We start from the raw sequence: 21,031 nt of genomic DNA, 5'->3' as shown, positions 1-21,031 counted from the left end.
GCATGAAATCCAGTGTTTGTCCGTCGCGATCGACGGCCCGGTAAAGGTACGTCCAGCGGCCCTTCACCTTGATGTACGTCTCGTCCATCCGCCAGGAGTTCGCAGTGGGTCGCTTTCGGGGTAATCCCCCCCGAAAATAAGGGGCTGGATAAGTAGAATTTTCTCGGCAAGATGAACGAGGAGATTTCGAATGAAGACAAGCAGATACACTGAGGCGCAAATCATCGCGATCCTGCGGCAAGCCGAAGGCGGTGTGCCGGTTTCCGAGCTGTGCCGCGAGCATGGGATGAGCGACGCGTCATTTTACAAATGGCGGGCCAAGTATGGCGGGATGGATGCCTCGATGGTCAGCCAGATGAAGGCAATGGAAGAAGAGAACCGGCGGCTAAAGCGCATGTATGCCGATCTGAGCATGCAGAATGACTTGCTGAAGGAAGCCCTTGGAAAAAAGTAGATCGGCCATCTCAGAGGCGAGAGATGGCCGAAACGGCGGTAGAACGACGGGGCGTCAGCATCGCGCTGGCGTGCCGAGCCTTCGGGGTCAGTGAGACCTGTTATAGGTACAGCCCAAAGCTAAAGGCCGAGAACGAGGTGATCGCTGATCTGCTGACGGATGCACGAAAGACTTGGGGGTTTGGCCTGTGTTTTCTGCATCTGCGCAACGTCAAGGGCCATCCGTGGAACCACAAGCGCGTCTATCGTATCTACTGCGAGCTGGAGCTGAACCTGCGGATCAAGCCTCGAAAGCGGCTGAAACGGGAGAAGCCTGATGTCCTGGCGGTGCCAGACGCGCCCAATGTAACCTGGTCCATGGACTTTATGGCGGATCGCCTCGGCGACGGCCGTGCGTTCCGGCTACTGAACGTGCTGGATGACTTCAACCGTGAGGGGCTGGGGATCGAGGTTGATTTCTCGCTCCCTGCCGAACGGGTCATCCGTAGCCTGGATAGGATCATAGAATGGCGTGGAAAGCCCGGGACGATCAGGGTCGACAACGGCCCCGAATATATCAGCGAAACGCTGAGAAAATGGGCTGAGAAACATGGCGTTGCGATCCAGCACATCCAACCCGGACAGCCCCAGCAGAACGCCTATGTCGAGCGTTACAACCGCACCGTCAGGCACGAGTGGCTGGATCAGTATATCATCGAAAGTATCGAGGAGGCGCAGGATCAGGCCACACAATGGCTCTGGACATATAACAACGACCGCCCGAACATGGGCATCGGCGGCATAACACCCGCCATGAAACTGAAAATGGCCGCGTAAGTTCTACGGATGCACCCCGTCAAAAAGGGGGAGATTACCTCGGGACTGCGCCCTGGCGGCGATGAGCGGCGCGAACTTCACCACCCAGCGGTTCAGGGTGGCGTGGTCAACCGTGACGCCGCGCTCGACTAAAATTTCTTCAAGATCACGGTAGGACACGGCGTAGCGGAGGTAGAAGAATACTGCATGCAGGATCACAGACTTCGGATAGTGCACGCCCTTAAACTCGATCACGTCAACCGCCTTTCACCAACTCACTGACAATGCTGACATATTCGGGGTCGCCACGGAACAGGAAACTTTGCGACACTACCGGTCACACCCCCTGTGCGAGCGCTATGAAATGCGTATTGGGCACCGCCACCATGACATATTGCAAGGCTTCCGGCATCGACTCGCGCGTGGTGACACCACCCGACAGGATCTCGAGCGGCAACAGCACCAGCAAAACAGCATGGCAAACTCTGTGTTCAGTCCGGCGTTGTTGCGCAGAGGCATAGGTGACCATCGCCCTCGGGTCACACGCCACCTCGAAAGGGCATGAAAATCAACGGATAGTTTTGAAGACTCTCTGTGGGGAACAGTTGGCCCCAGACGTCCTCGAAATTCTGCCGCGCAGAGATCGCATCCGCCTCGGCAAAGGCGAGATCGACGAAATGGCTCTCGATACCGTCTTTCACCACGGCCCCGCCGTCGCCGTCGCCAGCGTCACGGGCGGGCGCCGCCGGGGGCATCTTCGCACGTGCCGCTGGCGATGTTGCACGGGGCTGCCGGCCGCGGCCCTTGGCCATGGCAACCATCGGATCGGCGCTGTTCGCTTTTGCGCCGCGCCGGTTTCCCGACCATCCTGGACAAGGCTCGGGACGCGATGCGCGTTCTTCTTGGCGAAACGGTGTGCGGAGGGGCCCCGATCAGGCCCTTTGCCGGCTCAGTTTCCGTCTGCCGTCGCTCCCACGGTGGCCAGGAACGCACGCAGTGCCGCGATGCTCTCGGGCTCGTCGAGGAACGGCATGTGCCCACGGTCGGGCACCTCGGCATGGATCAGGTCGGGCCGGCGGCGCGTCATCTCGGCGACGATGCGCGGCGACAGGATGCCGGAGTTCGCCCCACGGATCACCGCCACCGGCCGCCCGGCAAGCGCATCGAAGCCGTGCCACATGTTCGGCGCGCGATCGAGCGTGGCCATGAATGCGTCGCGCAAGGCGGGGTCGTAGGTGATGCGCAGGCCGTCGGGAGTTTCGGCGAAATGGTGCAGCACCTCTTCGCGCCAGCGCGCCTCAGGCACACCGGCAAAGCCCGGATGATGCTGCGGCATTGCCGCCATGCGGTCGTCAATGCTGCGCTCGCGGGGCTGCAGGCCTATATAGGTGGTGATCCGCATCCGGCCCTCTGGCTCCATCTCGGGGCCGATGTCGTTCAGGCACAGGCCCAGAATGCGCTGGGGCGCGCGCGCCGCCAGCGCCATGGCCACCATGCCGCCGCGCGAGGTTCCGAGGAAGGTCGCCGCGCCGATCTGAAGGTGATCGAGCAGGTTCAGCACGTCCTCGCTCTCGCGGGCAACCGTGTAGGTGGCCGCTCCGCTATGGTCGGAACGACCGCGCCCGCGCGCGTCGAGGGCGATGATTCGGTGTCCGGGCAGGAGCGGGCGCAGCAGGTCGAAGTCGCTGCCGTTGCGGGTGAGGCCGTGCAGGCAGATCAGGGCCGGACCCGCCCCTTCGTCGCGATAGAAAAGGCGGGTGCCGTCCGAGGCGGTAAGGTGCGGCATGGTGGAGCTATACGCTGCCCGGCGGCTTTCCCGCCGCCCGGCTGTCGGCGATGGACACGCCACCAACCGAGAAATGCAAGGTGGGGATCTCCTTCAGGATCACGCGCACACGCTCGGGTTCGGCCCCCATCGAGCGCACCAGCGCGTCGGTGACCTCGCGCAAGATCGCGCGCTTCTGGTCGTCGGTGCGGCCCTCGAAAATCAGGATTTCGGCGATAGGCATCGGGTTTCCTCCTCTGGTCTGGTTCAGTTTTCGGGGTCTTCCGGCGCGCCCGCGCGGATCTCGATCCGGCCGAGCGGACCGAATTCGGCGCCGACCCGGGCGCCCGGCGACAGTGGAATTGCGGCCGTGGCGGCGCCGGCCAGCACCACGTCGCCCGCCGCAGTGGCGATGCCGCGCGCGGCGGCGATGCGCCCGGCTGCCACCAGCGCGTTCAACGGATGGCCGAGGATGGCGGCGCTGGTGCCGGTTTCGCAGGGCGCGCCCGACAGGCTCAGCACGATGGGAACGTTGCCGATATCGGTGTCCGGCGGGTGCCAGTGGCCGAGCACGAAGCCGGCCGACGAGGCGTTGTCGGCGATCACGTCGCCCAGATCGAAGCGGAACCCCTCATAGCGGGAATCGATGATCTCAAGCGCCGGTGCCACCGCCTCGACGCAGTCCAGCGCCTGCTCGGGGGTAAGATCCGGCGGCAGAGGGCAGCGCAGCAGAAAGGCGATTTCGGGCTCGACCCGCGGATGGATCAACGCACCCAAGTCGATGGTGCTGCCCTGGTCATGCTGCATCGCGTCGGTCAGGCGGCCAAGGATCACCTCGGTCACGCCCACCTGCTTCATCTTAGCCTCGCTGGTCAGGCCGAGTTTCAACCCGACCAGGCGTTCGCCACGCGCCAGGCGGCGCGCCACCAGACGTGCCTGAATTGCATAGGCGACCTCGACGGGCAAGGATTGCTCTGGCGGAAGTTGCAGCACTGGCCGGGCCTTGAGCGCGGCAAGGTCGAGAGTTTCGGCACGGGCGTCGGCATCTGTCATTCTGTGCGTTCCCTCTGGCTTGGCGGGGTATCCGGGCTGCTCGCTCATCCCAGCACCCCGCCAAGCCAGAGCGAGATGGCCGGAAAGGCGATCAGCAGCACCATTCGAACCAGGTCGGCGGCCAGGAAGGGCATCACCCCGCGGAAGATCGTGTAAAGCGCAACACGGTCGCCAACCACCGCCTTCATCACGAAGACGTTCATCCCGATCGGCGGGGTGATCATGCCGATCTCGACAATAGTCAGCGTTACGACCCCCCACCAGATCGGATCGAGTTCCATCGAGAGGATGATCGGCAGCACGAAGGGCACGGTTATGACCACCGCGGCCACCGAGTCGAAGATGCTGCCAAGCACCAGGTACATCACGGCCAGCAGCGTCAGCACCGCCCAGACGGGCATCGTCTCGGGGTTGATGACCGCCGCCAGCGCCTGGGCCATGCCGGCGAAGTTCAGGTGGCTGCCGAACATGTTGGCACCAACGATCAGGATATAGAGCCCGGCGCTGGTGCCCGCGGCGTCGCGCAGCGCCTCGAACAGGCCCGCCACCGAGGCGCGGCCCGAAGCAAGCCAGGCCACGAAGGCGAAACCGGCACCGACCGCCGCCGCCTCCTGCACGGTGAAGACGCCACCATAGAGCCCGCCCAGCACGGAAGCGAACAGGACGAGAGGCCGCCAGGCGATGCGCAGGGCGCGGATGGGTGCAAAGCTCTCGGTGCCATCGGGCGCAGGTGCCAGTTCGGGGCGAAGCCGCACCTGGATGAGGACCGAGATGATATAGAGGACCAGGGCCAGCACCCCCGGCACGATCGCGGCCATGAACGACTTGGCGATCGAGACATCCGCGATCACGCAGTAGATGATCAGGATCACCGAAGGCGGGATCAGCGCGCCGAGTGTCCCACCCGCAGCGATGCTGCCGGTCGAGAACCCCGGCGCGTAACTGCGCGCCTCCATCTCCCGGAATGCGACGCCGCCCAGCGTGGCGGTGGTGGCGACCGACGAGCCGCTGATCGCGCCAAAGCCGGCGCAGCCGATCACGGTGGCCAGGGCGTGCCCGCCGCGCACCCTGCCGAAGACCGAAGCCGCAGCGGTGAATATGTCGTCGGCAAAGCCCGCCTTGACCGCGAGGTTGCCCATCACCAGGAACAGCGGCACCGCCGCCAGATCGACACTGGCGAGGCTTCCGACAAGGTTGTTGGTGCCCACCAGCAGGGCCGGGCGCAACCCCATCTGAAGAAGCACGGCACCGAGACCGGCAATCGCCAGCGCCATCCCGATCGGCACGTGGGCCAGCGCCAGCAGGTAAAGGATGGCGAAGGACGCCAGAATCTTCGGCCCAGCCCCCAGCACCGGGGCGTAATGCGCGGTGACCAGCAGCAGCGCCAGTGCGGCAGCCACCATCAGGCCCGGCGGCGCCAGATCGCGCAACCGGTGGAGCGGCCGCTGGAGATAGGCCGTCAGTTCCGAAACGAAAACCGCGAGCTGCGCCAGCGTGGCCAGCGCCATCGCCACTGCCGCCGCACTCCAGAACGGGCCCTTGGGCAACCCCAGCACCAGCGTCGTTTCGGTGTTGTGCGCTTTGGCCACGGCATAGCGAGTGAGGAACCACACGAACAGGCAGGACACCACAAGGCCGAGCCCCGCGGCGATCAGGCGGGGCGCGGCGGGGCCGGTGATCTGGCCGAGGATGCCCATCGAGACATGGCTTTGCCGCATGTTCGTCCAGACCAGCGCCAGTGGCATGACGCAGGCGAAACACAGCTCGGCAACCTCGTAGAGGCCAAGGATCGGTGCCGAGATGGTCCAGCGCAGCAGGACATCGACCGTGAAGGCCAGGGCGAGGCAGAGCAGCAGCATCCCGGCCACATTAGCCAGAACGCGGGCCGCGCGTTCTGGCTGCATGGCTAATCTGACCGTCATATTCAGGCCCCGGCGACTAGTTCGCTGACCGGTGGGCCGCGAGTTCGGCCTGGTAGCCTGCAAGGACGGCGGCACCATCAGGCGTGGTGGCGACCCATTCGGCGATCACGCCATCGGCGGCCACGCCCCATTCGGCCAGTTCGGCCTCGGTGGGGGTGATGATCTTGTGGCCCGGCGTTGTTTCCACCACGCCGCGGACACGCAGGCTTTCCTCCTCCAGGCCCGCTCCCCAGAAGGCGGCAAAGGCAGAGGGCGGATTGTCGTCGAACACCTTGCGAATTTCGGGCGGCAGGCTGTCGTAGGTGGCCTGGTTCATCACCAGGTACATCGTCGTGGTGCCGAGCGGGATATCGATATGGCTGCGGGTAACGTCGAGCAGCGAGAAGCCTTCGACCGCGAACCAGTCGGCCGCCGCGGCATCAACCACATTCTTGGACAGGGCCTCCGCGATCGAGGGCGCCGGCATCCCCACCGGCGTCGCACCCGTGGCGGTGATCATCGCCGAAAGCACGTTGCCGGCGGCGCGCACCTTGGCGCCCTTGAAGTCGGACAGGCCGGAAATCTCGTCCGCATGGTGCAGGCGCGCGATGTCGGCGGTGGCGACGCCGAGGACCTTCACATTGTCGAAGCCGTCGATCAGCCCCTTGTCGTAAAGCGCCGCGATGGCCGCCGAGGATTCGGTGGAACCCGTGGCGAGCAGCGGAAGCTCGGTGACACCGGCGGCGGCGAATCGGCCCGGATTGTACGAGGTGATGCTCCAGCCGATGTCGAAGAGGCCGGCTTCGACCGAGTCGAACACCTCTGTGGGCGCTGCCGCCGAGCCGCCCATGAGGAACTCGACCTTGAGCTTGCCGCCCGATTCGTCTTCCAGTTTCTTGAACCAGGGCATGAAGAGGCCGGTGTTGAGGAAGTTGGTCGGGCCGGGAAAGCTGGCCAAGCGCAGGGCAACTTCCTGCGCGAGGGCTGGGGAAGCTGCGGCAAACGACAAGGCCATGCCGAAGGTGGCCGCCGTGATCCGGCGGGAAATCGAGGCTACGAACATCAAAGTCCCCCTAAACTTTGTTGTGGCGCAGGGCGCCTGTTTTGCGCGACGGCGTAGGTGCCGGACAGAGCTAAATCCCCCCCTCCCGCGAGAAACCGTCACACATTTCACAGGGTTAGAGGCCTTTGCTGAAAGCTTTCAGGACAAAATAAAAAATATTCTCCTGGTGAACATTTGTCTCGACCCCTGGCTCAGAATCGCGTTTGCGTCTGCATCGCCGCCTCGGCACGGGCTATGCACTCGCGCAGCGGCTTGAGGCAAGTCGAGGCGGCGTCCGCGGGCGACATTGCGCTTCGGAAGAAGGCGATATTGACGGCGCCGATCGGCTTTCGACCGAGCCTGACCGGCAGCGCAATGGCGCTGATATTGTCCTCGACCAGCCCCACCGAGAAGGCGTAGCCGCGCATGTGAACCTCTTCGAGACGACGATCTATATTGGCCAGTATCGCGAATTCCTGCGCGTCGAGCGTACCGATCCGGCGCACCACGTCAAGGGTTCGCTCCAGGTCGGCGCGGCCGAGCGAGCCCAGGTAGGCGAGCCCCAGCGCCGAGCGCAGAATCGGCCTTGTCTTGCCCACCAGCCGGCGGTGGACGGACACCGGGCTGTGCTTGTGGCTGGAGGCCTGGATCAGCATTTGTCCGGCTATCGGCGTGGCGAAATCGCTGGGCCACATCACCAGTTCGGTCAGCTCGCGCATGGCCTGCGACATGATCCGGGTGGCGACGTCCTCGTGGCGCACGCCGTCGCCGAGTTGAAGGATGCGCTCGGTCAGCGACACGGCACCATCCTCGGCGCGGCGCACCAGATAGCCCTTCAGTTCGAGCGTGTGAATCAGCCGGTAAAGCGTTCCCCGGTCGATGCCGGTATAGGCGGCAAGCTCACCCACTTTCGCCCATCCCAGATCGCCCGTGGCCTCTAGCAGATCAAAGGCCCGCGCCACCGCGCGGATATCCTTGTAGGGCGACGCGGTCTTGTTCGCAGGGGGTGAGGTCATGGGATTCCCGTGTTCGGTCAGTGAACAGTATGGAACTGTTTGTTGTGGCAAGTCAAGGGAGCCGTCATTCCTTCGTTGTCGGATGGCGATGAGCAATGTCCGGCACATGGCGGAGCCACCGGCCCGAAGGGTGCGCGGACGTCGTTTCCGAGAGGGGGAGAAGAGAATGATCGTGGGAAGTGTTTGCATGTCGCACAGTCCACTCATGGACCGCAACCGTGCGGCGCCAGACGCTGAAAAGCGGTTCTGGACGGCGATCGAGAAGGCGGCCGACTATGTGGCCGCGGCCGAACCCGATCTGGTGGTGGTGTTCCACCCCGACCACGTCAACGGCTTCTTCTACAAGCTCCTGCCGTCGTTCTGCATCGGCATCGAGGGCACCTCGGTGGGCGATTTCGGCACCGTGGCGGGCAAGCTGGACATTCCCGAGAACCGGGCCCTGTCCTGCGCCGAGCACACGCTGAAGGACGGCGTGGACGTTGCGATCTCGTACCGGATGGATGTGGATCACGGCGGGGCGCAGCCGATCGAGTTGCTGTCGGCCAAGCTGCCGCTGACGCGGATGATCCCGATCTTCGTGAACTGCGCCCTGGCGCCGCGCCCGACAATGGCGCGGGTGCGCGCCCTGGGCGCAGCAGTGGGCCGCTGGGCGGCCGCGTGCCCCGAAAGGGTGCTGATCCTGGGCTCGGGCGGGCTGTCGCACGATCCGCCGATCCCTTCGCTGGCGACGGCGACGCCCGAGGTGCGCCAGCGCCTGATCGACGGTGGCCCGCTGCCCCATTCGGCGCGCATGGCGCGACAGAACAATGTCATGGGCGAGGGGCCGCGTTACGTTGCCGGGCAGTCGAAGCTGCTGCCGCTCCACTCCGACTGGGACAAGCGGCTTCTCGACGGTTTCGCGTCCGGCGACCTGACCGTGCTGGACGGTTCCGACGACGAGACGATCACCAGGACTGGCGGACGCGGCGGGCACGAAGTGCGCTGCTGGGTCGCCGCGCTGGCGGCTTTGGGCGAAGGCTACCGCTCGGACGTTCTGTTCTACGAGCCAATTCCGGAATGGCTGACGGGCATGGGCATAATGACGGCCACACCGGCCTGACGCTATCGGTTTCAACCAGACGGCCAGCACCCGCGGCGAAAGCCAGGAGGCGCGATCGCCGACAAAAAAAGCAGGAGTACGAGATGGGAGTCCGCAGCGGACAGCAGTTCATCGACGGGTTGAAAGCCAACCCGCGCGAGGTTTGGATCAACGGAGAGAAGATCAAGGATGTGACCACGCATCCTGCCTTCTCGCGAATCGTGCGGCAACTGGCGCGGCTTTACGACGCTCAGGTGGACCCGGCCACCCGCGACGCGCTGACCTATGTGGTCCCCGAAACCGGCGAGCGCGCGGGCATGGCCTTCATGCCGGCGAAGACGGCCGCCGACCTGCGCCGACGCCGCGACGCCTATTATCACTGGGCCTCAATGAACTTCGGCTTGATGGGACGCTCTCCGGACTTCCTCAACGTCAGCCTGCTGGCCTTTGCCGAGGCACGTGAGGTCTTTGGCCGCGGCGGCCAACGCTATGCCGACAACATCCAGAAATATTACGAATACATCCGCGACAATGACCTTTTCCTCAGCCATGCGCTGATCACCCCGCAGAACGACCGTACCAAGACGTCTTCAGAACAGCAGAAGCTGCACATGCGGGTGGTGAAGGAAACCACCGAAGGCATCTACGTGCAGGGTGCCCGAATGGTGGCCACGCTGGGGGCGGTGGCGGACGAGATGCTGATGTACTGCCTGCCGGGCATCCCGGAAAGCGATGCCGACCATGCGCTGGCCTTCGCGGTGAAGGTTTCCGACCCCGGCGTCCGCCAGATCTGTCGCGAGCCCTATACGCTTGATGGTCAGCGGTCGGATTTCGACCATCCGCTTGCGAACAACTTCGAGGAAAACGATTCGCTCCTGATCTTCGAAAACGTATTCGTCCCGTGGGAACGGGTATTCATGTATCGTGACATTGCGCTCAACAACGCGCTTTATACCGAAACGGCGCTGCGCAACTACAGCGCGCACCAGACCAATACCCGCGCTTTGGTGAAGATGCAGTTTGCCGTCGGTGTTGCCATGGCGGTGGCGCGGTCGATCGGGGCGGACAAGTTCCTGCATGTGCAGCGGATGCTGGGCGAGGCGTTGATTGGCGTGGAGTTCCTCAAGAGCGGCCTTGTCTGCTCGGAAGTGGAATGCGAGCCGACCGCCTATGGCACGGTTCGTCCGGCGCTGGCACCGCTTCAGGCGCTGCGCTCCTTTCTGCCGACCGCCTATCCGAAAGTGATCGAGTTGATCCAGACCGTGGCCGCCGGGGGCTTCATGATGATGCCGTCAGGCGCGGATTTCGCCGTGCCGGACCTCGGCGAGGACACCGGTCTGTACTACCAGGGCGCGGGCGGGATGTCGTCGCTCGACCGGGCCCGGCTGTTCAAGCTTGCCTGGGATCTTGCTGGTGACGCCTTCGGCACGCGACTGCTTCAGTATGAAAGATACTACGCAGGCGATCCGGTACGCGTTGCGGCGTCGAACTATCTTCAGGTCGATGATCGCGAGATCATGCGGTTGGTGAATGATGCGCTGGCGCTGGCCGGCGACCCCGAGCCCGCACGCAAGCTTCTACCTGACGCGGCCGAGTGAACTGATCGGAGGACAAGATGACCAAATCTCAACACGCTTCCATCTGGAGCGACCTGACGCAGGTGCCCTTTACACAAGGTTATCTGGACGCGGGTGGCATCCGCACGCGCTATCTGGCGGCCGGCGATGAGGGCAAGCCGCTGCTGATCCTGATCCACGGCACCGGCGGCCACGCCGAGGCCTTCAGCCGCAACCTTGCCGCCCATGCCGAGCATTTCCGCACCTATGCAATCGACCTCGTGGGGCACGGCTGGAGCGACAAGCCGAACCTGGATTACGAGATTGCCGACTACGTGCGGCATGTGATCGAGGTGATCAAGGCGCTTGGGTATCAGAAGGCGCATATATCGGGAGAAAGCCTTGGCGGCTGGGTCGCCGGCGGGATGGCCGTGCATCATCCCGAATGGGTGGACCGTCTGGTGCTGAACACCGCCGGTGGCTGGACGGCCTATCCCGAGGTGATGGAGCGGATTTCGCGGCTGACCATGGAGGCAGTGACCGATCCCTCGCCAGCGCGGATTCGCACCCGGCTGGAATTCCTGATGCACGACCATTCGAAGGTGAACGACGATCTGGTCGAGGTGCGCCGGGCGATCTACTCTCAGCCCGGCTATTCCGACATCATGAAGCGAATCCTCTGTCTGCAGCAGATGGATATCCGTCGCCGTAACATGTTCAGCGCCGCAGACAGCGCCAGCATCAAGGCCCGGACCCTGGTTCTTTGGACCTCGCACGATCCAACCGCGGCACCGGAAGAGGGCCGCAAGATCGCGGAGGCGATCCCCGGCGCGCAGTTTCATGTGATGAACGAATGCGGGCACTGGCCGCAATTCGAGGACCCGGAGACCTTCAACCGCATCCACCTCGACTTCCTGCTGGGGCGCTGAGCCATCGGCGCAGGGCGGGTGCCGTCCTGCGCCACCGTTCACCAAAGAGAGCCACACCATAAAGAGAGCCACACCATGATGATTCACACCCAGCCCCCCACCCAACGCGCGGCCGATACGATGCCCCCCCTTGCGCCTGCCGCGTTTCGCGACGCGTTGGGCCACTTTGCCACGGGCATCACGGTGATGACGACGCTGGATGTCGAGGAGGGCCGCTATGGCGTGACGGCCACCTCGTTTGCCTCGCTGTCGCTCGACCCGCCGCTGGTGCAGTGGAGCCTGCGGAACGCGGCCTATTCTCTGCCGATCTTCCAGCGCACGGGGCATTTTGCGGTGAACATCCTGGCCGCCGATCAGGAGGCCGTATCGCGCCGGTTTGCCACCCCCGGCGTGGACCGCTTCGCCGGTCTCGACGTGGAGGAGGGGCTGGCGGAGATGCCGCTGATCGCCGGGGCCGCGGCCTGGATCGAATGCGCCCTTGAGACGACGCTGCCCGGGGGGGACCACACGATCCTGGTGGGTCGGGTGCTTCGGGCACGCACTTTTTCAAAGACGCCGCTGCTGCACTGGCGGGGCGGCTATCTGCCGATCAAGACCGAAACGCACGCTAAGCGAGGCACCGCATGAGTGACCGCATTGCCGAGATGGCCGAGGCGCTGGTGCGCGCCCGGACCGACCTGAAACAGATTCCGCCACTTCGCGAGAGCCATGGCCTGAGCACGGTGGACGATGCCTACGCGGTGCAAACAGCGGCGAACCGCCACTGGCTGGAGCGTGGGCGGCGCCTGGTCGGGCGCAAGATCGGCCTTACGTCGCTGGCGGTGCAGGCGCAAATGGGGATCGACCAGCCCGATTTTGGCATGCTCTGGGCCGACTACGCCTTCACCGAAGGCGAGGTGGTGGACACCCGCCGTTTCATGCAGCCGAAGGTCGAACTGGAAATGGCCTTCGTGATGGACCGCGGTCTGGATGACCCGCAGGCGCCAATGACCGAACTGATCCGTCGCGTGGCCTATGCTGCGCCCTCGCTGGAGGTGGTGGACTCTGCGATCCGCGACTGGGACATCCGGCTGGTGGACACAATCGCGGACAATGCCTCTGGCGGGGGGTTCCTGCTGGGTCTGGGGGCGCGTCGGCTGACCGACGTTGACCTGCGGCTTTGCGGCGGCATCCTGTCGCGCAACGGCAAGGTCGTCTCGCGCGGGCTGGGTCTGGACTGCATGGGCAGCCCGCTTAACGCTGCGCTGTGGCTGGCGCGTCGCATGGCCGAACTGGGCGAGCCGCTGAAGGAGGGCGACGTTGTCATGTCGGGGGCCTTCGGGCCCATGGTCCCGGTGAAGCCGGGCGAGGTCTATCTGGCCGAGATTGCCGGGTTCTCGCCGATCCAGGTGAGTTTCGACGACGGAAAGGCAGGAGCATGAGCAGAAAGATCAAGGCGGCGATCATCGGCTCGGGCAATATCGGCACGGATCTGATGATCAAGATCATGCGCAATTCGAAGGTGCTGGAAATGGGCGCGATGGTGGGCATCGACCCGCAGAGCGATGGCCTGGCCCGCGCCGCCCGGCTGGGGGTTGCTGTCACCCACGAGGGGATCAAGGGGCTGACCCAACTGCCCGTCTGGCCCGAGATCGGCATCGTCTTCGACGCCACCTCGGCGGGCGCGCACCTGGGTAACGACAAGATCGTGCGCGGTGCCGGAAAGATCATGATCGACCTGACGCCGGCGGCGATCGGACCCTACGTTGTTCCCGTGGTGAACATGGAAGATCACCTCGACCAGACCAACATCAACATGGTGACCTGCGGCGGGCAGGCCACGATCCCGATCGTGGCGGCGGTGTCGCGGGTGGCCGAGGTGAGCTATGCCGAGATCGTCGCCTCGATCTCGTCGCGCTCGGCCGGGCCCGGCACGCGCGCCAATATCGACGAATTCACCGAGACCACCTCGCGCGCGATCTGTGAGGTGGGCGGGGCGAAGAAGGGCAAGGCGGTGATCGTCCTCAACCCAGCAGAGCCGCCGCTGATCATGCGCGACACGGTCTATTGTCTGGCGAAGACCACTGATCGCGAGGCGGTGAGCCGCTCGATCAAGGCGATGATCGCCGAGGTGCAGGACTATGTGCCAGGCTACCGCCTGAAGCAGGAGATCCAGTTCGAGACCATCGGTGACAATGCTGCAGTCCGCATCCCCGGCGTGGACGACCGCGCCACGGGGCTGAAGGTGAGCGTGTTTCTCGAGGTGGAAGGCGCCGGTCACTACCTGCCGAAATACGCAGGCAACCTGGATATCATGACTTCCGCCGCGTTGAAGACCGCCGAGCGGCTCGCGCAGCGGATGATGGCGGAGGCTGTATGAGATGACTGATTCCGAAAAGACCAAAATCTATGTGCAGGACGTGACCCTGCGCGACGGGATGCACGCGATCCGCCACCGCTATACGCTGGATCAGTGCGCGGCGATTGCCACCGCGCTGGACCGGGCCGGCGTGGCGGCGATCGAACTCAGCCACGGCGACGGGCTGGCCGGATCAAGCTTTGCCTACGGCTTCGGCCGCCATACCGATCTGGAATGGATCGCCGCTGTCGCCGACAAACTGGAGCATGCCGTGCTGACGGCGCTGCTGGTGCCGGGGATCGGCACGATCCACGACCTGCAGGCCGCCTATGACGCCGGGGTGCGGTCGGTGCGCGTGGCCACCCATTGCACCGAGGCAGACGTCTCCGCCCAGCACATTGCCCACGCACGGAAGATCGGCATGGATGTGTCGGGCTTTTTGATGATGTCGCACATTCTGGAGCCGAAGGAATTGGCCCGGAAGGCGCAACTGATGGAAAGCTATGGTGCCCATTGCGTCTATGTCACCGACTCGGCCGGTGCGCTTTTGATGGATGGCGCCCGCGACCGCGTCCGCGCCTATCGCGACGTGTTGAAGCCCGAAACCCAGGTGGGCATCCATGCGCACCAGAACCTATCGCTTGCGGTGGCCATTTCGGTCGTCGCGGTAGAGGAGGGCGCATTCCGGGTGGATGGCTCGCTGGCCGGGATGGGCGCAGGAGCGGGCAATACCCCGATCGAAGCCTTTGCGGCGGTGGCTGACCGGCTGGGCTGGGAGCATGGTTGCAATTCCTTCGCCCTGATGGATGCCGCCGACCGGCTTGTGCGCCCGATCCAGGACAGGCCCGTGCAGGTGGACCGCGACACGATCGCGCTTGGTTATGCCGGGGTCTATTCCAGCTTCCTGCGTCATACCGAAACTGCGGCCAAGACCTATGGCCTGGATTCCCGTGACATCCTGGTCGAACTGGGACGCCGCAAGATGGTGGGTGGACAAGAGGACATGATCGTGGATGTGGCGCTTGACATGTTGCGCGCACGCGATGGGGCTGCGTGAGTATTCGCCTGTCGAACAAATTCGCATTGGGTGTTTCCTTGGTCGCAGGTTTCAATAGGCTTTCCATGCTGCAGCCCTTCGGGAGAGAAGGTGGCGCGCAATCGGAGATCTGGGAGGATTTTCCTGAATGAAGTTGGTTACAGACCGTCCCCTGATCCTGGGGTTGGGTGGAAGCTTGCGCCCCCAATCCACAGGGCAGAAGGCACTGGCCCATGTGCTGGCGCGGGCCGCAGAACGCGGGGCGCGGACCGAGTTGATCTCGGGGCCGGCGCTCGACCTGCCGCTCTACTCGCCTGATTCTGCCGAGCGCAGCGAAGCTGCGGCGCGGCTGGTGGCGCTGATGCGCGACTGTGACGGGGTGGTGATCTGTTCGCCGGCCTATCACGGTTCGATCTCGGGGCTGGTGAAGAATGCGATCGACTACACCGAGGACATGAGTCGGGACGAACGGGTGTATTTCGACGGGCTGCCGGTGGGCTGCATCGCCTGCGGCGCCGGCTGGCAGGCCGCCGGGCAGACGCTGGCGGCACTGCGCGCTATCGCCCACGCGCTGCGCGGCTGGCCGACACCGATGGGCGGAATGATCAATTCCACCCAGCACGTCTTCGATGCCGACGGCACCTGCGTAGACGCTTCGGTGCGCTTCCAACTCGACACCATTGCCGATCAGGTGACCGAATTCGCGCTGCGGAAGGCGCGGGTAGAACAAGCTCAAAGCACAATGGGAGGATAGATTATGCGATTTGGAGCGTTTCTCGTGCCGGCCTCGGCCGCCAAGCACGACGAATTGAAGAAAGAGAAGTACCCGGGTGCCAACCCGACCTACTACCAGCGGACGCTGAACGAGCACGCTCGTATAATCAAGCAGGTGGAAGAACTGGGTTTCGACTTCGTGGCCTTTTCGGAGCACCACTTCCACCTGGAAGGCTTGGAGATATCGAACAACCCGATCATGCTCGATACTTGGGCGGCGGGCTTCACCAAGCGCATCCGCCTCGGGCAGATGGCCACGGTGCTTCCGGCGCGCAATCCGATACTCGTGGCCGAGGATCTGGCGATGCTGGACCATTTCTCGGAAGGGCGGATGTTCGCGGGCTTTGCACGCGGCTACCAGTCGCGGCATGTGACCACCATTGGCCAGAAGTACGGTGCCGTGGCGACCTTTGCCACCGATCCTGACTACGCCGCCAATGACGCCCGCAACCGCGAGTTGTTTCAGGAAGCCTATGATGTGATCAAGGGCCTGCTGAACAACACCACCTTCTCGTACAAGGGCAAGCACTGGCAGGTGCCGCCCGATAACATCAATTGGGATCACCCGAAAACCAAGCTTCTGGCGCCGGACATGGTCGAAGGCGACATTCTGAAGAAGATTGGTATCGCGCCGAACACGCTTCAGGATCCGTCAACCATCGAGGTGATGGTGCCCTTCACGCTCAGCCCCAACACCATGCGCTGGTCCGCGCAGGAGGGGGCCTGGCCGATCGTCTTCAGCCCCATCGACGAGATCATCCGGGGGTGCCTGGACGCTTATCATTCCGAAGCGGTCAAGCGCGACCCCAACATCAAGTGGGGCCAGAACGTGGGCCACTTCCGCGACATCGTCGTGGCCGATACGGACGAGGAGGCCTTCAACATCGGCAAGGACGCGCTGGGGTACATCTGGACCGGCTGGCACGATCACTTCGGCTTCAACGAGGCGCTCCGCCGTCCGGGCGAGGAGGGGCCGGTTCCCAACACCTACGCGTCGATGGTGGACCGCGGCTTCGCCATTGCCGGTTCGGTGGATACCGTGGCCCGCAAGTTGGAGAAGGCGATCAAGGACTATGGCATGGAAATGCTGGTGCCGTGGATGGGTGTGGGTCCGGGCCCGGTGGACAAACTGCTGCGTTCGAACGAACTGTTGGTGGAAAAGGTGCTGCCGAAGATTGGCATCAAGCTCGAACAGCGCAAGCCCACCTTCCGCAAGGAAATGCGCGAGCCCACCTGGCGCGACCAGCCGCTCTGAGACGACCCTGCATCGTAAACTTTCCCCGGCGCCGGACCTGAAGGCGTCGGGGGATCAAAAAACAAAGGGAGGATGGACATGAAAAGATTTTCCGCGAATGCCCGCGGCTGCACGGTCGCGCTACTTTCTGCCGCAGCGCTCGGGTCGCTGGGAACCGGCACGGCGCTGGCTGCCGACGCGCAGCCGCGCGACTTCCTGCCGGCCCCGGCGGGAACGCATCTCGGGTTGCTCTATTATCTCCACGGGTCGTCCGACACCTTCGTGGATTCCAACGGCAACGATGTTCCCGGATCAGGACTCGACACCGATATCGGCATCGCCCGCTATGTGTATTTCTTCGACATTGGCGACATGCGCGCCGACTTCAACGTGGTGCAGCCCTTCGGCGGCCTGAGCGACATGTCGATCGGCGGCGCTCCGCTCGCCAGCGACGATTTCAGCCTGGGCGATACCTCGCTCGTGGCCACGGTCTGGCCGCTCAACGACCCAGAGAACAACCGCTACTTCGCGGTCGCCACCTACCTGACGCTGCCCACCGGCGAATACGACCCCAACGTGGCGAGCCTCGGCGCGAACCGCTGGGCGTTGACGGTGCAGCCTGCCTACTACTTCAACATCACCCCGAAATGGTCGGTGGACCTTGTCGGCGACGTGACCATCTACGGAGACAACGACGACGGGCCGGGGGGCATTACGATCGAGAAGGATCCGAACTTCACCGCGCTTGGCTGGCTGAACTACCATGCCAGCGACGTCACCACCGTTTCTTTCGGCGCCAGCACCACCTGGGGTGGCGAAGAGACTTGGGGAGGGGTTGGTCGCGGCGACAGTAAAGTGACAACTGTGCGGGCGGCTTGGACACAGATGTTGAACCCGACCACCCAACTGGCGGTAGAAGTGGGTGCTGATGTCGGTGCCGAGAACGCTTTCGAGCGCGACGTCGAGGCGGTGTTTCGGCTCGCCAAGTTCTTCTGACCGCACGATCATCGGAGACGCCTCTTCGCGGCAACATCCTGACCTGACATGAGGGAGATACAAATGGCTGACGATCAGACAGTCCGGCAGGTGCCCGGCCTTTACCGCAGGCGCGTGGGCGACTTCGTGGTGACGGCGGTGAATGACGGCATCGTTCCCATTCCGGCCGAGGTGATGGTTGGGATGGCGCCCGAGGAGGTGAAGAAAACCTTGGCAGGCCGCTTCCGGCCTGCCGACCCGCATATAACCATCGGCGCATATCTGGTGGAGCGCGGCGGCTCGCGCACGCTGGTGGATACCGGGGCGCGCAATCTGATGGGACCGACGCTGGGCAAGGTGCTGAAGAACCTGGCAGTACTCGGAGTGACTCCCGACCAGATCGACCGGATCGCGCTGACCCACCTCCATCCTGACCACGCCGGCGGAATGCTGGACGATGAGGGCGGGGCGGTCTTTCCCAGGGCTGAAGTGTTCATATCGGTGGACGAAGAGAAGTACTGGCTGGGAGGCGAACCGCCGACCGACGCGCTGGGAATCTCGGCACAGGTCAACTCCTATGCGCCGCAGTTGCGCAAGGCTTACGGCAACCGCTGGCACGCGATCAGCGAGGAGGAACTGATCCCCGGGATGCGACGGGAGGCGCTGCCAGGCCACACGCCAGGGCACAGCGGCTATCACCTTTCCAGCGGCAACGACGAGTTGCTGATCTGGGGCGACATCACCCATGTGCCTGTGGTGCAGATTGCTCATCCCGATGTCGGGTTGGCCTTCGACGTCGATGTGGAGTTGGGGCGCGCCACGCGGCGCCGCATTCTTGACCGCATTTCCGCCGACAAACTTGCCATCGGCGGAATGCATCTGGAGTTCCCGGGCTTCGGCCATGTCGTCCGCAACAGTTCGGGCTACGAATACGTGTCCGATCTGTGGCTGCCGGATATCTGAACCAAGGTGCTGCGGGGCACGGCGTGCCCCGCGGTGCCCCGCAGGGAGGCAGCGATGCAGGAACACGAAACGACGGCCCAGGCAGGGCGCAGTGACCGGGTTGCGGTGGTGATGGCCGCAAGCTCGGGCATAGGGCTTGGCGCTGCCCGGGCGCTGGCTGCGCGCGGCTGGTCGCTGGTGCTGATGTCGCGCTCGGAGAAGATCGAGGCGGTGGCGGCGGAACTGGGTGCGACATGGCTGCGCGGCGACGTGACCCGCGAAGAGGACATGGCAAGGCTGGTCGCAACGGCACTGGAGCTCCACGGCCGGATCGACGGCGCGGTGATCAACACAGGCCACCCGCCCAAGGGCGATATCCTGGAGATTTCCGACGAGGACTGGCACAAGGCGATGGAGATAGTGCTGATGCCCACAGTCCGGGCGATGCGGCACCTTGCGCCGGTTTTCGCCCGGCAGAAATCGGGCGCGGCCGTCTCGATATCAAGCTACGCGGCGCGCGAGCCCGAATTGTCCTATCCGCTGTCGGCGGTGTTCCGCGCGGCACTGGCGAGTTTTCTGAAACTCTGCGTGGCGCGACATGGCGGCGAGGGGTGGCGGATCAATGCGGTGCTGCCCGGCTACGTCGACAATTATCCGGCCACACCCGAGGCGCTGGCGAAAATTCCGATGGGCCGCTACGCGGCGGTCAAGGATGAACTGGGCGCTACCATCGCGTTTCTCCTGTCGGAGGAGGCGGGATACATCACCGGTCAGGGTCTGCTGGTGGACGGCGGCCTGGTGCGGGCGATCTGACAGGGGGGAAGGGATGACGCAAACCAAAAAACAAGGGTGCCGGATGCCGCGCGCCGGAATTGCCGAGGTGAACCGATGAACACGATGCCGAATGCTGCCGCCTTGAACCTCCCGTGGGACGAGATCGTTCCCGACGTCGCCCTCGACTCGGTGGAGGATGCGATCAAGGCCATCGCGCGGGGCGAGATGGTGATCGTTGTGGACGACGCCGATCGCGAAAATGAGGGCGACCTCATCATGGCCGCAGATGCAGTCACGCCGGCCGACATCAACTTCATGGCCACCGAAGGGCGTGGGCTGGTCTGTGTGTCGTTCTCGGCCAAGCGGCTTGAGCAGTTGGACCTGCCGCAGATGGTGCGCGACAACACCGAGTATCTTAGCACGGGCTTTACCATCACCTGCGATCTGCGCGAAGGCACGACCACGGGTATCTCGGCTTCTGACCGGGCCCGGACGATCCGCGCGCTTGCCGCCGAGCATCGCGTGGCGGCCGATTTCAACCGGCCCGGCCACGTCTTCCCGCTGCGCGCCCATCCCGAGGGGGTGCTTGGCCGCCCCGGCCATACCGAGGCGGCGATGGACATGGCCCGTCTGGCCGGGCGCTATCCCGGCGGCGTGCTGTGCGAGATCGCACTGGCCAACGGCGAGATGGCGCGGCTGCCCGACCTGGCCGCCTTCGCCCGCCGCCACGGGCTCAGACTGATCTCGATCGAGGATCTCATAGCTTGGCGCCGGGCGAACGGCCGGTAATCCGGCCTCGGCGGAACGCGACAACGGGCCGGGCTCAGGCCGGTCAGGTGTGACCGATACCTGAACCGCGGTGTCTCCCGCCTGCGTGGGGCCGCAGCCGACAATGCCATTGTTAGTCAGATGCTGGATCGCCTAGGTGTTGGAAATGGGCTAATTCCCTCCCGATCATGAACGTCTCGCGGCAGCCGCATCCAGCCCCATGTTCGAGGCAGAGCGCTGCAGCCCCCGAAACCGAGATCATCAAAGGCTGGCGGGTGACAAAGGGGAAATCGAAGGTCCTGTCCCTGAATGCCCTATAGGACGCGGCGTCAAGGTTCTGACTGACTTGCGTATGCGGGGCGCAAGGTGTGGTGACGGGCCTTGGTCCCTTGCGCGGCGGTATCTTCAGCATGACAGTGCCTCTGAGAGTGTCGTTTACGCTTGGCGGGTGAGTGCGGGCTTGTTGGCCAGCAGGAAATCGGGTAGTGTCGCAAAGTTTCCTGTTCCGTGGCGACCCCGAATATGTCAGCATTGTCAGTGAGTTGGTGAAAGGCGGTTGACGTGATCGAGTTTAAGGGCGTGCACTATCCGAAGTCTGTGAT

Annotated in this window: 22 protein-coding genes and 2 pseudogenes; 14 read left to right on the top strand and 10 right to left on the bottom strand. The window is 64.1% G+C overall.

The window, feature by feature from the left end; genetic code table 11:
* Positions 1 to 118: pseudogene (locus ACSR1C_RS19465) on the bottom strand (DDE-type integrase/transposase/recombinase); the annotation flags it as partial.
* A gap of 72 nt (positions 119 to 190) precedes the next feature.
* On the opposite strand from ACSR1C_RS19465, the gene ACSR1C_RS19460 reads away from it, so the two are divergent.
* Positions 191 to 1,269, top strand: a protein-coding gene (locus ACSR1C_RS19460) for an IS3 family transposase (RefSeq protein WP_460260729.1) whose coding sequence is annotated in 2 segments (ribosomal slippage) — positions 191 to 452 and positions 452 to 1,269 — 1,080 coding nt in all. Because the reading frame shifts where the segments join, the coding sequence is not laid out codon by codon here.
* A gap of 39 nt (positions 1,270 to 1,308) precedes the next feature.
* Here ACSR1C_RS19460 and ACSR1C_RS19455 read toward each other — a convergent pair.
* From ACSR1C_RS19455 to ACSR1C_RS19415, 9 genes and pseudogenes are all read right to left on the bottom strand, one after another.
* A pseudogene (locus ACSR1C_RS19455) lies at positions 1,309 to 1,503 on the bottom strand (IS6 family transposase); the annotation flags it as partial.
* 82 nt (positions 1,504 to 1,585) lie between these two features.
* Positions 1,586 to 1,777: a hypothetical protein gene (locus tag ACSR1C_RS19450; RefSeq protein ID WP_460260728.1), complete on the bottom strand. Its 192-nt coding sequence runs from the start codon at positions 1,775 to 1,777 to the stop codon at positions 1,586 to 1,588.
* A gap of 10 nt (positions 1,778 to 1,787) precedes the next feature.
* Positions 1,788 to 2,060 carry a hypothetical protein gene (locus ACSR1C_RS19445; RefSeq protein ID WP_460260727.1) on the bottom strand — a complete coding sequence of 91 codons (273 nt, stop codon included), beginning with the start codon at positions 2,058 to 2,060 and terminating at the stop codon, positions 1,788 to 1,790.
* Positions 2,061 to 2,197: 137 nt separating this feature from the next.
* Positions 2,198 to 3,034, bottom strand: coding sequence for an alpha/beta fold hydrolase (locus ACSR1C_RS19440; protein ID WP_460260726.1), 837 nt, complete (start codon positions 3,032 to 3,034; stop codon positions 2,198 to 2,200).
* 7 nt (positions 3,035 to 3,041) lie between these two features.
* Positions 3,042 to 3,257 carry a 2-hydroxymuconate tautomerase gene (locus ACSR1C_RS19435; protein ID WP_460260725.1) on the bottom strand — a complete coding sequence of 72 codons (216 nt, stop codon included), beginning with the start codon at positions 3,255 to 3,257 and terminating at the stop codon, positions 3,042 to 3,044.
* Positions 3,258 to 3,280: 23 nt separating this feature from the next.
* On the bottom strand, positions 3,281 to 4,066 hold the full coding sequence (locus ACSR1C_RS19430) for a 2-keto-4-pentenoate hydratase (RefSeq protein ID WP_460260724.1): 786 nt from the start codon (positions 4,064 to 4,066) through the stop codon (positions 3,281 to 3,283).
* A 44-nt stretch (positions 4,067 to 4,110) separates the two neighbouring features.
* Positions 4,111 to 5,988, bottom strand: coding sequence for a TRAP transporter large permease (locus tag ACSR1C_RS19425; protein WP_460260723.1), 1,878 nt, complete (start codon positions 5,986 to 5,988; stop codon positions 4,111 to 4,113).
* 16 nt (positions 5,989 to 6,004) lie between these two features.
* Positions 6,005 to 7,030, bottom strand: a complete 1,026-nt coding sequence (locus ACSR1C_RS19420) for a TRAP transporter substrate-binding protein (RefSeq protein WP_460260722.1) — start codon at positions 7,028 to 7,030, stop codon at positions 6,005 to 6,007.
* A gap of 191 nt (positions 7,031 to 7,221) precedes the next feature.
* Complete coding sequence (locus ACSR1C_RS19415; RefSeq protein ID WP_460260721.1) at positions 7,222 to 8,025, bottom strand: helix-turn-helix domain-containing protein; 804 nt, start codon at positions 8,023 to 8,025, stop codon at positions 7,222 to 7,224.
* A 166-nt stretch (positions 8,026 to 8,191) separates the two neighbouring features.
* On the opposite strand from ACSR1C_RS19415, the gene ACSR1C_RS19410 reads away from it, so the two are divergent.
* The 13 genes from ACSR1C_RS19410 to ribB all read left to right on the top strand — a co-directional run bounded on the left by ACSR1C_RS19410 (position 8,192) and on the right by ribB (position 20,450).
* Positions 8,192 to 9,124, top strand: a complete 933-nt coding sequence (locus tag ACSR1C_RS19410) for a 3-carboxyethylcatechol 2,3-dioxygenase (protein ID WP_462563592.1) — start codon at positions 8,192 to 8,194, stop codon at positions 9,122 to 9,124.
* Positions 9,125 to 9,207: 83 nt separating this feature from the next.
* Positions 9,208 to 10,701, top strand: a complete 1,494-nt coding sequence (locus ACSR1C_RS19405) for a 4-hydroxyphenylacetate 3-hydroxylase family protein (RefSeq protein ID WP_460260719.1) — start codon at positions 9,208 to 9,210, stop codon at positions 10,699 to 10,701.
* Positions 10,702 to 10,718: 17 nt separating this feature from the next.
* On the top strand, positions 10,719 to 11,588 hold the full coding sequence (locus tag ACSR1C_RS19400) for an alpha/beta fold hydrolase (protein WP_460260718.1): 870 nt from the start codon (positions 10,719 to 10,721) through the stop codon (positions 11,586 to 11,588).
* A gap of 75 nt (positions 11,589 to 11,663) precedes the next feature.
* Positions 11,664 to 12,215, top strand: a complete 552-nt coding sequence (locus tag ACSR1C_RS19395; protein WP_460260717.1) for a flavin reductase family protein — start codon at positions 11,664 to 11,666, stop codon at positions 12,213 to 12,215.
* Positions 12,212 to 13,009, top strand: a complete 798-nt coding sequence (locus tag ACSR1C_RS19390; RefSeq protein WP_460260716.1) for a 2-keto-4-pentenoate hydratase — start codon at positions 12,212 to 12,214, stop codon at positions 13,007 to 13,009. Before ACSR1C_RS19395 ends, ACSR1C_RS19390 begins: the two co-directional genes overlap by 4 nt.
* Positions 13,006 to 13,947 (top strand): acetaldehyde dehydrogenase (acetylating), encoded by a 942-nt coding sequence (locus tag ACSR1C_RS19385; RefSeq protein WP_460260715.1) that lies wholly within the window; start codon positions 13,006 to 13,008, stop codon positions 13,945 to 13,947. Before ACSR1C_RS19390 ends, ACSR1C_RS19385 begins: the two co-directional genes overlap by 4 nt.
* Before the next feature lies 1 nt (position 13,948).
* Positions 13,949 to 14,983, top strand: a complete 1,035-nt coding sequence (gene dmpG, locus ACSR1C_RS19380) for a 4-hydroxy-2-oxovalerate aldolase (RefSeq protein WP_460260714.1) — start codon at positions 13,949 to 13,951, stop codon at positions 14,981 to 14,983.
* A 127-nt stretch (positions 14,984 to 15,110) separates the two neighbouring features.
* Positions 15,111 to 15,716, top strand: a complete 606-nt coding sequence (locus ACSR1C_RS19375; RefSeq protein ID WP_460260713.1) for an NADPH-dependent FMN reductase — start codon at positions 15,111 to 15,113, stop codon at positions 15,714 to 15,716.
* Positions 15,717 to 15,719: 3 nt separating this feature from the next.
* The gene (locus tag ACSR1C_RS19370) at positions 15,720 to 16,991 is read left to right on the top strand and encodes an LLM class flavin-dependent oxidoreductase (protein WP_460260712.1); all 1,272 of its coding nucleotides are present in this window, start codon (positions 15,720 to 15,722) and stop codon (positions 16,989 to 16,991) included.
* A 78-nt stretch (positions 16,992 to 17,069) separates the two neighbouring features.
* Complete coding sequence (locus ACSR1C_RS19365) at positions 17,070 to 17,966, top strand: transporter (RefSeq protein ID WP_460260711.1); 897 nt, start codon at positions 17,070 to 17,072, stop codon at positions 17,964 to 17,966.
* A gap of 63 nt (positions 17,967 to 18,029) precedes the next feature.
* The gene (locus ACSR1C_RS19360; RefSeq protein WP_460260710.1) at positions 18,030 to 18,908 is read left to right on the top strand and encodes an MBL fold metallo-hydrolase; all 879 of its coding nucleotides are present in this window, start codon (positions 18,030 to 18,032) and stop codon (positions 18,906 to 18,908) included.
* A gap of 54 nt (positions 18,909 to 18,962) precedes the next feature.
* A complete protein-coding gene (locus tag ACSR1C_RS19355) occupies positions 18,963 to 19,700 on the top strand; it encodes an SDR family oxidoreductase (RefSeq protein WP_460260709.1) in 738 nt (245 codons plus the stop codon).
* A gap of 75 nt (positions 19,701 to 19,775) precedes the next feature.
* Positions 19,776 to 20,450, top strand: a complete 675-nt coding sequence (gene ribB, locus ACSR1C_RS19350; protein WP_460260708.1) for a 3,4-dihydroxy-2-butanone-4-phosphate synthase — start codon at positions 19,776 to 19,778, stop codon at positions 20,448 to 20,450.
* Positions 20,451 to 21,031: the final 581 nt, after the last annotated feature.

This window comes from Actibacterium sp. D185-2 (assembly GCF_054954595.1).
Note: the sequence above shows the minus strand (reverse complement) of the source record. Positions and strands in the feature narration are given on the sequence as shown.